General features: G+C 59.1%; 14 protein-coding genes. 7 read left to right on the forward strand and 7 right to left on the reverse strand.

Annotated features, from left to right (window positions below):
* Positions 1 to 101: 101 nt before the first annotated feature.
* From J2X76_RS30350 to J2X76_RS30365, 4 genes are read right to left on the reverse strand one after another with little or no spacing between them, the layout of a single operon-like run.
* Positions 102 to 857, reverse strand: a complete 756-nt coding sequence (locus J2X76_RS30350; RefSeq protein ID WP_310221467.1) for an SDR family NAD(P)-dependent oxidoreductase — start codon at positions 855 to 857, stop codon at positions 102 to 104.
* Complete coding sequence (locus J2X76_RS30355) at positions 854 to 1,621, reverse strand: SDR family oxidoreductase (RefSeq protein WP_310221469.1); 768 nt, start codon at positions 1,619 to 1,621, stop codon at positions 854 to 856. The genes J2X76_RS30350 and J2X76_RS30355 overlap by 4 nt, the downstream gene beginning before the upstream one ends.
* A gap of 35 nt (positions 1,622 to 1,656) precedes the next feature.
* Positions 1,657 to 2,841: a serine hydrolase domain-containing protein gene (locus J2X76_RS30360; protein WP_113125931.1), complete on the reverse strand. Its 1,185-nt coding sequence runs from the start codon at positions 2,839 to 2,841 to the stop codon at positions 1,657 to 1,659.
* Positions 2,842 to 2,896: 55 nt separating this feature from the next.
* Positions 2,897 to 3,727, reverse strand: a complete 831-nt coding sequence (locus tag J2X76_RS30365; protein ID WP_310221471.1) for an N-acyl homoserine lactonase family protein — start codon at positions 3,725 to 3,727, stop codon at positions 2,897 to 2,899.
* Positions 3,728 to 3,850: 123 nt separating this feature from the next.
* Between J2X76_RS30365 and J2X76_RS30370 the strand changes: the two genes are divergently transcribed.
* Positions 3,851 to 4,771 (forward strand): NAD(P)-dependent oxidoreductase, encoded by a 921-nt coding sequence (locus tag J2X76_RS30370; RefSeq protein WP_310221473.1) that lies wholly within the window; start codon positions 3,851 to 3,853, stop codon positions 4,769 to 4,771.
* 46 nt (positions 4,772 to 4,817) lie between these two features.
* On the opposite strand, the gene J2X76_RS30375 is transcribed toward J2X76_RS30370, so the two are convergent.
* From J2X76_RS30375 to J2X76_RS30385, 3 genes are read right to left on the reverse strand one after another with little or no spacing between them, the layout of a single operon-like run.
* Complete coding sequence (locus J2X76_RS30375) at positions 4,818 to 5,663, reverse strand: fumarylacetoacetate hydrolase family protein (RefSeq protein WP_310221475.1); 846 nt, start codon at positions 5,661 to 5,663, stop codon at positions 4,818 to 4,820.
* Positions 5,664 to 5,698: 35 nt separating this feature from the next.
* A complete protein-coding gene (locus J2X76_RS30380) occupies positions 5,699 to 6,433 on the reverse strand; it encodes an SDR family oxidoreductase (protein ID WP_310221477.1) in 735 nt (244 codons plus the stop codon).
* Entirely contained in the window at positions 6,430 to 7,581 is a 1,152-nt protein-coding gene (locus J2X76_RS30385) for a mandelate racemase/muconate lactonizing enzyme family protein (RefSeq protein ID WP_310221564.1), read from the reverse strand. Before J2X76_RS30385 ends, J2X76_RS30380 begins: the two co-directional genes overlap by 4 nt.
* Positions 7,582 to 7,663: 82 nt before the next feature.
* Between J2X76_RS30385 and J2X76_RS30390 the strand changes: the two genes are divergently transcribed.
* The 6 genes from J2X76_RS30390 (at position 7,664) to J2X76_RS30415 (ending at position 13,179) form a co-directional block, all read left to right on the forward strand.
* Positions 7,664 to 8,350, forward strand: a complete 687-nt coding sequence (locus tag J2X76_RS30390) for a GntR family transcriptional regulator (protein WP_310221479.1) — start codon at positions 7,664 to 7,666, stop codon at positions 8,348 to 8,350.
* Positions 8,351 to 8,583: 233 nt separating this feature from the next.
* Complete coding sequence (locus tag J2X76_RS30395) at positions 8,584 to 9,699, forward strand: sugar ABC transporter substrate-binding protein (RefSeq protein ID WP_310221566.1); 1,116 nt, start codon at positions 8,584 to 8,586, stop codon at positions 9,697 to 9,699.
* A 70-nt stretch (positions 9,700 to 9,769) separates the two neighbouring features.
* Positions 9,770 to 10,687 (forward strand): sugar ABC transporter permease, encoded by a 918-nt coding sequence (locus J2X76_RS30400; RefSeq protein WP_310221481.1) that lies wholly within the window; start codon positions 9,770 to 9,772, stop codon positions 10,685 to 10,687.
* A gap of 3 nt (positions 10,688 to 10,690) precedes the next feature.
* On the forward strand, positions 10,691 to 11,536 hold the full coding sequence (locus J2X76_RS30405; RefSeq protein WP_310221483.1) for a carbohydrate ABC transporter permease: 846 nt from the start codon (positions 10,691 to 10,693) through the stop codon (positions 11,534 to 11,536).
* Between the two features lie 10 nt (positions 11,537 to 11,546).
* On the forward strand, positions 11,547 to 12,626 hold the full coding sequence (locus tag J2X76_RS30410) for a sn-glycerol-3-phosphate ABC transporter ATP-binding protein UgpC (RefSeq protein ID WP_310221485.1): 1,080 nt from the start codon (positions 11,547 to 11,549) through the stop codon (positions 12,624 to 12,626).
* A 145-nt stretch (positions 12,627 to 12,771) separates the two neighbouring features.
* On the forward strand, positions 12,772 to 13,179 hold the full coding sequence (locus J2X76_RS30415) for a hypothetical protein (RefSeq protein WP_310221487.1): 408 nt from the start codon (positions 12,772 to 12,774) through the stop codon (positions 13,177 to 13,179).
* The last annotated feature ends 45 nt before the right edge of the window (positions 13,180 to 13,224 follow it).

Here is a 13,224-nt window from a genome sequence, read left to right on the forward strand (position 1 = left end):
TTCTTGGCTCCTACGGAGCCGCTGCGTAGGTCGGGAACATATTGGGCAAGTCGGTTGCCTGGAGACGAAGGCGCCAACGTCGCCCCGTCTCCAGCATCCGCTCACATCGATTTGACGGAAATTCCGCCATCCACATGCAACACCTCGCCGGTGACAAAGCTGGCATCCGGGCTGAGAAGAAAGGCGATGCCGGCGGCGATCTCGGCTTCTTCGCCAAGGCGTCCAAGGGGGGTCTGCCTGCGCCGCAGCGCATAGCCTTCCTCGTTGACGATCGCCCGCGCGCCCGGCGTCGGCACCGCACCCGGTGTCACCGCATTCACCCGAACACCGCGCGGGCCGAGTTCGACGGCGAGTTGCCGGGTCAGCGATGAGATGGCGCCTTTGACGGCGGTGTAGGACGCCGTGTTGGCCATGCCGAGATCGGCGACCGGCGAGCAGATATTGACGACGGCGGCGCCGTTTTTCGACCCATGCGCAAGCAGGGCCTGAACACCCCAGAACGCGGCCTTGACGCCGACGGCCAGCATCCTGTCGAGCACGTCTTCCTCGATATCGTCCACGGGTCCATAGCGGATCCACATCGCATTGTTGACGATGCCGGTCAGCGGGCCGAAGGCGGCTGCCAGCCGCTCGGCTACGGCCAGAAGCGCGGCGCGGTCGCTGACATCGGCGGCAAGTCCGAGTGCTTTGCCACCCGCCGCTTCGATTGCCTGCACGGTCGATGCCACGTCCGCTTCGTTTACGTCGACTACACCGACCGATGCGCCACGTTTGGCAAGCAGTTCGGCGGTCGCGCGGCCTATGCCCCGCCCGGCTCCGGTGACCAGAACCACGTCGTTCGACAGATGCTCGTTCATTGTTTTTCCTCCCGGTCCGGTGCTTCGGGCACGCCGCCGTAAAGAGACCAGAGCTGTGCCGCAAGCGTGCCGGAATCGACGGACAGCTCGATGCCGGTTATGCCGGAAGCGGCATCCGAAAGCAGGAAGGCAATGGCGTTGGCCACCTCTTCCGGCTTGACCAGCCGTCCGAGTGCCGTCTGACGGATCATCGTTTCCGGGTTTCGCTCACCGCGCGCGTAACTTGCCTCGACGGCCGGGGTGCGGGTTGGGCCGGGGCATATGGTGTTGACCCGAATGCCGCTGCGTCCCCACGCGACCGCGAAGTTCCGGGACATGTTGATGATGCCCGCCTTGGACGGACCGTAAGCCTGCAGCGGAGAGGAATTGAACGCCGTGATCGAGCCGACATTGACGATGGACCCCTGTCCGCGCTCGAGCATTCCGCGCCCGAACTCGACCATGCTCCGGAATGTGCCGGTCAGATTGACCCGCAGGATATCGTCCCATTCCGCCGCGTCCTGCCGTTCCGGCCTGTGCGGATTTTCCAGATGCGCCGCGACGCAGGCAAGCCCGGAAATCGGCCCGACCTCGTTTTCCACGAAGCGGGCGGCATCCACGATGCTTTGCGTATCTCCGATGTCGACGGCGTACCCGACGCCGCCGAACTCATCGGCCACGGCTGCCGCCGCGGCTCCGTCCAGATCGAGGACCGCGACGCGCCAGCCGTCCTGCGTCAGCTTGCGGACGCAGGCCTTGCCGATTCCGCCGGCGCCTCCGGTCACGACGGCGATTTTTCGAGGATCACGCAGGGCCATGCTCACAGAACAGAGTAAACCGCTTCGATGATACGTCTTGCGCGCGGACCGTTATCCGGTCGCGTATGCATCTTGTTGCAGGCATAGGAAAACCCGATCTTGGCGTCTGGATCGCCGAAGCCGATCGCCCCCCCGAAACCATGATGCCCGAAGGCGCGGGGATTGGGTCCCATCCAAACCGATTGCGGCGTGTTGAGAAGAATGCCGCGCGCCTGATGGTACGGACGCTGCTGCATCTGCTCGGTCTGGTTATGCTGCTCTGTCGTCATCGCACGGATCGTTTCAGGGCGCATGATCCTCACGCCGTCGAGTTCGCCGCCGCGCGCGACCATGCCATAGATCGCCGCTACCGAACGGGCCGTTCCATGGCCGTTGGCGCTGGCGATTTCGGATTGCCGCCAGCCCGCCGAATTGAGCGTCACATTCATCGGCTCTTTCGGATGCTGAAGAAAACCCTTGGCCAGCAGCGAATCCGGCTCGTTGTCCTTGCGGGCAAACAACGTTCCCTCGATGGTCGGCACGAGTTCGGCGCATCGTTGCCTGTCGGCTTCCGTCAGGCCGCCGATACGGTAATCGAGCTTCAGCGGCGCGATCAGTTCGTCATGGATGAACTGCGGATACCGTTTGCCGGTGATGCGCCGGACAATTTCGCCCAGAATGTTTCCCTGGGTATGGATATGATAGGCGGCAACCGTGCCCGGCGCCCAGATCGGCGCCTGTTTTTCGAGCGCTTTCACAATCACATCGCAGTCGAAAATCGCGCCGGGAAAAAGTGGATCGAGGACGACCGGCAGACCGGCGGTATGGTCGAGAACGTGGCGGACCAGCAGGCCTTCCTTGCCATTCTGCGCAAATTCCGGCCAGTACTGGGCAACCGGCGCCTCGGGATCAACCAGACCCAGGTCGATCAGAATGTTGAAGGCGATGCCTGATATGCCTTTGGCGACCGACATCATGCAGACGATCGTATCGCGTTGCCAGGGCTCGGTCCTGGCTTCGTCGCGATAGCCGGCCCAGACGTCGATTACCTTTTCGCCGTCGACCAACAGCGCCGCAGCCGAGCCTATTTCTTCCTCTACACGATAGTTCTCAAGGAAGGCGTTGACGGCCGGCTGGAATTTCGGATCGAATTCACCTGCAAATGTATAGGCAATGTCGCCGATCTTGATCGTTTCGTCTAAAAGCATGCTAGGTCCTCCGTAACCACCGATCTATTTATTGTCAGACAATCTGTCAATAAGCTCATTTCTTGAGCGTGCGCTTTAGCGGATGGAGGTCTAGCCTAACGACATCGGGGAGATCCGCGCTGAGGATGGGCCATCGGAGGCGAACGTCTGGATCGTGCCCAGGGATCAGCAGATCCGCGTCGCCGCCCACTAATTCTTCGCATCGGATAAATCCTTCCAGCATCTCCCCAACATGATAAACGATGGGAAATGGAGCCCGACGAGTTCGGTTTTCGTTGAAATGAAAGGCATCTGAAGCAAGCAGGACCTTACCGCGGGCAGTCGCAACGCGAACAACCTGCAAGCCGTCGGAATGTCCGCCCATCCGAAACACCTCGATGCCGGGAAAAATCTCTGCATCACCATCGTGAAAGACCATTCGTCCGTCGAAGACGATTTTCACCGCCTCCGTCACGTCGCGGCACTCAAACGGCGCCCTCAGGCAGGAGTGGCACATATGACGGCCCGTAGCGAAACGCATTTCGCTCTCCTGCAGATGAAATCGCGCTTTAGGAAAGCGGTCGAGATTCCCTGCATGATCGTAATGGAGATGAGTGAGAATGACGTCAGTAATCGTTTCTGGATCGATACCAGCTTGACGCAGAAGATCGGCCGGATGATGCAGTAGAATGCGGTTTCGCGTCTGCGCGGCCTCCTCTCCGAAGCCGGTATCAACCAGTAGGCAGCGCCCCTCGCCGCGAACGGCCCAGACATAGTAATCGAGCGGCATCTCCCCATCATGCAGATCCATGCCGGGGAAAAAGTTTTCACGTCTGGGCCGATGCAGGTAGGTTGTGGCGTATCGCAGCGCCAGAACTTCATACGCCGGTTGATCACTCATCGTCATGTCCCGCCTCATCTCCATTTCGAGCTTGATTTAGCATACTGTCACCTTGTAAGACAATCTTGACCTCGTGCAGTTAACTCGCGAGATTGTCGGCAGGCCAAGCGATTTTACGGAGGACGGAACGTGAGCCACGAGAACGACTTCCCACGGGTAGGTTTCATTGGATTGGGCGCCATGGGCGTACCGATGGCGAGGCGAGTGGCCGAGGCCGGCTACCCGTTGATGGTTTTCGACGCGGATTCCGCTCGCACGGCGCAGGTCGCCGCATCGTTGTCGGCTGAGGCAGCTCAAAACGCGGGGGAACTGGGAAAGACCTGCCAAATCGTTGTGACGATGCTCCCGACCAGCGATGTCGTCAGCGATGTCCTGTTCGGGGACAATGGGCTTGCTGCCGCGCTTGCGCGCGGAAGCATCGTCGTCGACATGACCAGCGGCTCTCCAAGCAAAACCCAGGAGATTGCGAAAAAATTGGAACAGTCTTCGATCGCACTTTGCGACGCCCCGGTCTCTGGCGGCGTACCACGTGCCAAGACGGGCGAATTGGCCATCATGCTTGGCGGCGATGCAGCCACAATCGAGAGGATCCGGCCGCTCGTCTCCTGCATGGGCACCAGCCTCACTGTGGTCGGCGGCGTCGGTTCCGCGCATGCGATGAAGGCACTCAACAATCTTGTCAGCGCCGGCGGATTCCTGATTGGCATGGAAGCGCTGCTGATCGGCAGCCGGTTTGGCCTTTCGCCGGAGACCATGGTCGATGTTCTGAACGCCTCGACAGGCATGAACAATTCGACCCAGAAGAAATTTAAGCAGTTCGTGCTTTCGCGTAAATTCGATGCCGGTTTCGGGCTGGACCTGATGGTCAAGGATCTCGGCATTGCGCTGGAGGTCGCTTCGCAGACGGATACTACGACGCCGTTGTCCTCGCTTTGCCTGGAACTATGGAGTGCTGCGAAAAAAACGCTCGGGCCTGGCCAGGATCACACATCTGTTGCTCGATTCCAAGAGTTGATTGCTGGATCTGAACTCGGGCAAGAACCGCGTTGAGAATGAATTGCCGCTGGTCATTTATCGCGCTGAATGAATCCCACAATCAAACTGCATCCGCGACAAATGTTTGTTTCTGGGTGCCGAGGCCATCGATGCCGAGTTCGACCATGTCGCCGGCCTTCAGGTAACGCGGCGGCTTCATGCCGAGGCCGACGCCGGGAGGCGTGCCGGTGGAGATGACATCGCCGGGATGCAGCGACATGAACTGGCTGAGATAGGAAACCAGATAACGCACGCCATAGACCATGGTCTTGGTCGAGCCGTTCTGGACCTTCTCGCCATTGACGGTCAGCCACATGCCGAGGTTCTGCGGATCGGCAACCTCGTCCCGCGTTACGAGCCACGGGCCGATCGGGCCGAACGTGTCGCAGGACTTGCCCTTCGTCCACTGGCCGGAGCGCTCGGCCTGGAAGGCGCGTTCGGAAACGTCATTGGTCAGGCAATAACCGGCGACATAATCCATCGCGTCGTCTTCGGAGACATATTTCGCGGTCTTGCCGATCACGACGCCGAGTTCGACTTCCCAATCGGTCTTTTCGGAACCGCGCGGGATAATGACATCGTCATTCGGGCCGACAATGGCCGAGGTCGCCTTCATGAAGATGATCGGCTCCGGCGGAACCGTGGCGCCGGTTTCGGCAGCGTGGTCGGAATAGTTGAGGCCGATGCAGATGAACTTGCCGGTGCCGGAAACGCAGGCGCCGATCCGGCCGGGAGCGATTTCCGGCAGGCTTTCCGGGTCGATCGCGGCGATCTTCTTCAGGCCTTCCGGCGAAATCGCGGCACCGCCGATATCGGCGACATGGCCGGAAAGGTCACGAATCTTGCCCTTGGAATCCAGAATTGCCGGCTTTTCCTGGCCCAGCTCACCAACGCGCATCAGTTTCAAGGTCTGCTCCTTTCAAATTTGTTTCGGAGAACAGGTCAGATCGTCCAGCCACCATCAATCGCGAAAGCCTGTCCAGTGGTGTAAGTTGCACCCGCGATATAGACTGCGAGATCCGCAATCTCCTCGGCCGCTCCTAGTCTGCCCTGGGGCTGGCGCGCAATGAAATTCGCAAGAGCGCTATCATAGTCACCCGTTGCCTGAAGCCTTTGATGCAGTGACGGACTGTCTACGGTTCCCGGGCAAATCGCATTGCACCGAATCCCCTGCGCTACGTAGTCGGCGGCGATCGACTTGGTCATGCCGATGACTGCCGCCTTGGTCGTCCCATAGGCGAAGCGGTTCGGGACGCCTTTGATGCTGGAAGCAACCGACGCCATGTTGATGATACAGCCCGATTTCGCATGGATCATGCCTGGCAGAACCGCGCGGGTGGTGCGTACCATCGCTTTCACGTTCAACTCGAACGCAAAGTCCAAATCACCCTCGGCCATATCCAGAACCGAACCACTGTGCACGATGCCAGCGCAATTGAAGAGGATATCTACCCGGCCAATATCGCCGATGGCGGCCGCAACCGCGCCACTATCGAGAACATCAAGCATGCTTGCCCGGATACCGGAGATACCATTCAGTTGCTGGACGAGGTCTGCGTTAATATCGGTCGCATGAACTCTTGCGCCAGCGGATGCAAACGCCAGCGCCGCTGCCCGTCCAATTCCCTGCGCGGCAGCCGTCACGAAAACGGTCTGCCCATCCAGTTTTCCACTCATGCGACGCCTCCGAAGACCGGTAGACGAGGATTAAACGGTGCAGCACCAAGCTCGCTTCGGTCCAGACGCTTCGGGCGGGCCCAATTCTCGCGTGCAGTATTTGAAAGCACTAGCCCATGTCCGGGCCGGTCGGGCGCATAGGCATATCCGTCCCGAATCTCGATAGGCTGCTCGACCAGATGGTCAAAGTTCTGGAATGAATATTCCAGCCATTCGACCTCGGGCAGCGCCACGGCCATATGCACGCCCACTTCCAGGAACGTATTCCCGATGGTCACCGGAATTCCGAGGTCGGCGGCAAGCCATCCGATCCGCATCACATCCGTGACGAAAGCATGGACATTGAGAATGTCGGCGCCAAAGGCCTCCAGCAACAGCCGCTTACCGTGAACGTCAAGATATTCGCCGGAATTGATCTGCGTCCAGCTTGCGGCATGGCGAAGCGTGCGCAGACCCTCGTAGTCATGGCGGAGGATCGGATCTTCAACCCACAGCAATTCGTGGCCGGCGGCCCGAATTGCTTCGAGCTTCATCAAGGCTTCCTTGGAGTTCCAGGCCTCATTCGGATCGATCATCACCTTGGAAGCCGCGGGCACGCAGGATTTGAGCAGTTCCAGACGTCGCATGTCTCGCACGAAATCCGTGTGACCGACCTTGATCTTGAAGGCCTCATAACCTTGTGAGGCCGCATATCCGAACAGTTTCACGAAATCATCGTCGCTCAGGTGGAAGTCGAGGCCTGAGGCATAGGCGCGAACCCGGTTTCGCCGGCTTCCCAGCAGCACATGCAGCGGCAATCCCGCTTCCTTCGCGGCAAGATCCCATAGCGCAACCTGAATGGCCTCACCGAACGGCAGTGAAAACGCCCGCTGGTTTCCGCCGCGCGGGCGGTTCACGCGATGGACGAGAGCGATCGCTTTCTGTCCTGCCAGACCCGGCCACACTTCCCGCTCAAAAATGCTCTCGATTTCCGCCTGATCCGGCAGAGCCGTGAACAGGGTCTGGATAAAGCCGAGGCCGACTTCGCCGCTTTCTGAAATCAGCTCCAGGGCGGCGACGTTAGCATCATCAGCTCGAACCTGACTATCGCCAATTACCCTGTCGCGGGCGAACTGAAAACGCGTTATACGGAAATGAGAGAGAGTCATCACGGTTGCCTTCTGATCGATTATTATCGATATCTGATCTATCAGATGCCTACCGATTAGCAAATCAACGGAGTGGCCGCAAGTGGCGCTGAAGGCAAAACCGAGCAACGATCAATCCCCCGCGGCACAACGCATGAGCGACGTCGCATACGATCGGATCCTTGAAGGTCTCTTTGATCGTCGCGTTCCGGTCGGCGCTTTCATCTCGCAAAACGAGCTTTCCGCGATCATCAACGTGCCTGTCGCGCCGCTGCGCGACGCCTTGCGGATGCTGGAGGCGGAGGGGATTCTGACGATCCACCCAAGGTCAGGCATCCAGTTCGTCCGTCCAGGAATGGAGCTGACGCGATCAACATACCAGTTTCGCATCATCATCGAACGCGCGGCCGTGCGGGTTTTTGCAGAAGAAGGCGACGAACACGTTATGGCAACGCTGGAAGTACGCCATTCGCGGCTCGCTCGGGTCATCGAGAAGGGAACAATGGCACCCGGAATGCTGCAGGAACTCGACGCTCTGGAGATCGAACTGCACAGCAGCATCATTCAAGCGTTACGTAATCCCTTGATCGAGACAACGTACCGCCGCATGCATAATTACCTGCGTCTCTTAAGGCTTGACCGAAAGCTGACGCCCCCGATCATCCTGCGCACGATCGGCGAGCATCTCGATATTCTCGAGGCCTGCAGCAAGCGCAATGCGGAGGCGGCGGAAGCAGCCCTGGTTGCCCATTTCCAGGCTGCGATTCAACGAAACCTCGGCCTGATCTGATGTAACCGCCGGAGGTCAAAGCAGCAGTTGCGCCTGCATTGGAATGATGTTATCCAATCTCCGACTGATCGATCAGAACTATATTCTGATATTTCTGGGAGGAGATGGATATGCAGCTGAATCGCAGAGAGCTTCTGGCTGGCGCGACCGCAATGGCATTGGCAAGCCAGATGGGTACCGCTCGTGCCGCCGGGGCAATCAACTATTGGCATCACTTTGCCAGCCAGTCGGAGATGGAGGGTCTCGCGAAGATCATCGCGCTCTTCCAGGCGAAATATCCCGGCACGAAGGTCACACAGGAAGGCATTCCGAATTCGGAATATATGGCGAAAGTATCCTCCGCTGTTGTTGCCGGCGGCAAGCCCGATACCGGCATGGTGATCACCGAACGTTTCGCCGATCTCGTGGCCATGAATGGTCTTGTCGACCTCAGCGCGCGGGTGAAAGCCTGGCCTGGAAAATCGAACTTCCCTGATAATCGTTGGAAGGGTCTGTCCCAGGACGACAAGATCTATGCGGTGCCCGCATTCGCATTCGTCGACTGGATGTATTATCGCGCCGACTATTTCGAGCAGGCCGGCCTTTCAGGACCGCCGAAGAACTTTGACGAGTTCGTTCAGGCAGCGCGCAAACTGACCGACCCATCCAAGGGGCGCTATGCTTTTAGCATGCGCGGCGGCGCTGGCGCTTTCAAATACGTTATCGACGTGATGGAAGCTTTCGGGTCGCCGATCGTCAAAGACGGTAAGCCTGCTATCGACCGCGCGGCAGCCATTGAGGCAGTGACCTTCTATTCCGACCTCTTCGTGAAAGAAAAGGTTGTGCCCCCGAGTGCGCCGAACGACAGCTATCGTCAGATCATGGAGGCCTTCAGGACCGGCCAGACAGCGATGGTGTGGCATCACACCGGATCGTTGAGCGAGATTTCCGGTGCACTCAAGCAAGGAACGCAGTTTCAGACAGCCCCAATGCCAGCGGGACCAAAGGCACAGATTGCCCGCGTCGCCTATGCGGGCAACGGCGTCATGAAGGAAGACAATATCGAGGCCGCCTGGCAGTGGGTCAGCTTCTGGGGAGAACCGGAAGCTGCAATCGCGTTGCTTGAGGCAACCGGATATTTCCCCGCCTCGACCGCGGCACTGCAGGATCCCCGCTTGACGTCGAACAAGATCTATGACGCGGCGGTCAAGACGCTCGATTTCGGGCGCCTGCCCAATACCTTTGTCGGGGCTGCGGGCTGGTCGGAAAATGTCGTCAATCCCGCATTCCAGTCCGTTTTGACCGGTCAGTCCAAACCGGCCGATGCAGTCGACAGGATGATCAAGGGTCTCGACGCAGCAATGCGCTGATCCCAGACGAGGGCGCGCCTCGCGCCCTCTCCCCGCCTTCTTCAGGAACGGCGCGAAAGCCGAGGATTGAATGGATACTGGATCTCATCTTCCCAAAACCGGGATGATTGGGGAGCTTTCCGAGACGCGATACTGGATCTACCTGCTCCTTTTGCCGAGCTTGGTGATCATCTTGCTCGTGATCGCCTACCCGACCATCTACGGCATGGCCATCAGCTTTCGCGAGATGCGGCTGACACGGCCGGGCCTCACCGGCTGGGTCGGGTTGAAGCATTACCTCGTCATGATCGACGATCCGGTATTCTGGGTCGCTCTCAAGAACACCGTGCTCTGGGTGACCTTCGCGGTGGTGCTGGAACTGGGATTGGGTTTCATCGCTGCCACGGCTTTGAATCGCAATGTGCCGGGGACCGGGATCTTTGCAGTCCTGATCCTGGTACCCTACTTCCTTCCGAACGTCGTCGCCGGCCATATGTGGGCGCTGCTGCTGGACCCGCGCTTGGGCGTCATCAACGACATCCTTGTCGGCATCGGCATATTGAGCAGCTACAAAGCCTGGTTCGCCGATCCGAACACCGCCCTCGCCGCCACGATCTTCGTCGAGGCCTGGCACGGTTTTCCATTTTTCGCCCTGCTGTTGCTTGCCGGCTTAAAAGGGATCCCGCAGGATCTTTACAAAGCCGCCGCCGTGGATGGTGCCGGGCCAGTCGCTCAGTTCAGGCTGATCACCGTCCCGATGCTGAAGTCGGTCATCGCGGCCGCCGTGATCCTGCGCGTCATCAGCCTCGTCAACTCGCCGGATCTTCTGCTCATTCTGACCGGAGGTGGCCCGGGCGATGCGACACAAGTCCTGTCACTCTATGCTTTCCAGACGGCCTACAAAGACTTCAACTTCGGATATGCATCGGCATTGTCGGTCGTGATGTTCGTGATCCTGATGGTATTCGCCTACGCCTACATCCGCCTTTCCAAGATAGGTCAGGAGTAGATCATGGCCGCAACCCGCCGCAGCAGGCGAATGGCTGCTGACATTCTCACATATGTTGTTCTGGTCTCCATGTCGCTGTTTTGCATCGGACCGATTGTCTGGATGCTTTTGACCTCGCTGAAGCTCGAGGCGGACATCGTTACCCAGACGATGCAGTATATTCCGAACCGGATCACGTTTCAGAACTATGTCGCGATCTGGACCCAGTCGAGTTTCCCGGTTCTGATCGGCAACAGTTTCATCGTCACCCTCATCACCGTTGTCGTCTGCCTCGCCACAGGAACGCTCGCCGCATACGCGTTTTCTCGTTACACCTTCAGGGGTCGAAACACGCTGATGCTCGGATATCTCGTCGTGCGCATGTTCCCGGCGGTCATGATGATCATCCCGCTTTACGTGGTTCTTCGATCCGTTGGCCTTATCGACAGCCGCATTGGTCTCGCCCTTGCCTACACGAGTTTCCTGCTGCCTCTGTTCGTCTGGATGCTGAAGGGCTTTTTCGATGCAGCGCCGAAGGAGCTTGAAAGTGCCGCCCGGATCGACGGTTCCACCCGCTTCGGCGCCATGCTCTGGATCGTGATCCCGCTCGCAAGGAACGGCTTGGTCGCGAGTTCCGTCTTTATCGCGATCGCCGCATGGAATGAGTTCCTGTTTGCGCTGATGCTGACGACCGGACAAGGATCTCGCACCTGGCCGGTTGGCCTCCAGTTGATGGTCGGCGAGTTTCAGCTTCCCTGGGGCGTGCTCGCCGCCGGGGGCATACTCAGCATTCTGCCGGTCATGTTGATGTTTGCGCTCGTGCAGCGCGTGATGGTGCAGGGCCTGACGGCCGGCGCGATCAAAGGCTAAGGACACCGTTATGGCAACATTGTCTCTTCAGAACGTCCAGAAATCCTACGGCGGTCTTCAGGTCCTGCACGGGATTGATGTGGAGCTTGAAGACGGAGGCTTCCTTGTTCTCCTTGGCCCGTCCGGGTGCGGAAAATCCACTCTCCTCAACCTGATTGCCGGGCTCGATGACATTTCCGCTGGCGATATCCGCATCGATGGCCGTTCGGTCGTCGAGCTCGCACCAAAAGACCGCAATATCGCGATGGTTTTCCAATCCTACGCGCTTTATCCAACCATGACCGTCGAACGGAACATCGGATTCGGCCTGGAGATGCGCGGCGTCAATGGCGCTGAACGTAGTGCGGCAGTCAGGCAGGCGGCCGACCTCTTGCAGATATCGCATCTCTTGGACCGACGGCCCGCCAATCTCTCCGGGGGACAACGCCAGCGCGTCGCCATGGGCCGCGCCATCGTGCGCAATCCAGATCTTTTCCTGTTTGACGAGCCCCTTTCAAATCTCGACGCGAAGCTCCGCGCGGAGATGCGCACCGAGATCAAGCGGCTTCATGGGAGGCTCGGCACGAGTGTTGTTTACGTGACGCACGACCAGATTGAAGCCATGACGCTCGGCACTAAAGTGGCCGTCATGAAGGGGGGCTACATCCAGCAATTCGCAGACCCTCAGACGATCTACGAAAAGCCGGCCAACATGTTTGTGGCCGGATTCATCGGCTCGCCCTCGATGAATTTCGTGACTGGCACCCTGACGTCCGATGGCCGTCTTGCACGTTTCGAGGCACCTGGCGTCCGCGTGGAGGCCCCAATGTCTTCCGGCGAGGTTTGCGGCGCGAAAGCCGCCGTTCTCGGGATCAGACCTGAGGAGTTGAAGGTAGCCGATAGTGCAGGCTCGATGCTGACAGGGGTAATCGACGTCGTTGAGCCGACCGGACCGGACACCATGGTGACTATTCGCATCGCGGAGCAGCCAATCGTCGCGCGCCTCCAGCCACGCTTTTTGGGCAAGGTTGGAGAGACGATCGGATTGTCCGCTGATGTAAGCAGCATCAGTTTCTTTGACGCGAAAACGGAGTCTCGGATCTCGCTCTAGATGAGCTTAATTTTTGTTCAAAGCCCAAGTCGTGAAATCTCCAGCCCCTCTGGGATATGCGGCGATATGGTACGGTCGTCTCCGAAATCACCCGTTGAGAACCGGTGCGGAAGCCGCTATCTCTTTTCGGACATGGAGTGAGCACGTGAGCCGGTTCTGGAAGATCGAGACATGGATAGTTCAGACGCTCTGCGTCCTGGCGCTCCTGTTTCTCGGTCTCGCGCATCAGCCACCCGTGCTGGCAAGCGATGCTCGCGCGGCCGAATTTGCCGATTTCGTGCTTCCTGACGGCACCTTGCCAACACTTTGCGTCACCTCGACCGAGGATGGCGGTAAGGGTTCCTCTTCCCCGCATAAGGCCCATTCCCAAGGATGCGAGGCTTGCCGGATCAACGCTGCGGTCATCCTGCCAGGACCGACCGACACCGGCGGGATTTGGGTCGGCGTCGCTTCGGTGACTGAACTGCCGCTGCGTGTCGAAACCATTCACCGCCAGATCTACCCACCCAACACAGGCCCGCGCGCTCCTCCGCTCGATCCAGCCGTCGTCTGAATCCGCGTTTCGGCAGGTGCCGGGGCGCCTGCTGTAATGATTGTC

The sequence above is a fragment of the Neorhizobium sp. 2083 genome, assembly GCF_031455615.1.
GTDB lineage: Bacteria > Pseudomonadota > Alphaproteobacteria > Rhizobiales > Rhizobiaceae > Neorhizobium.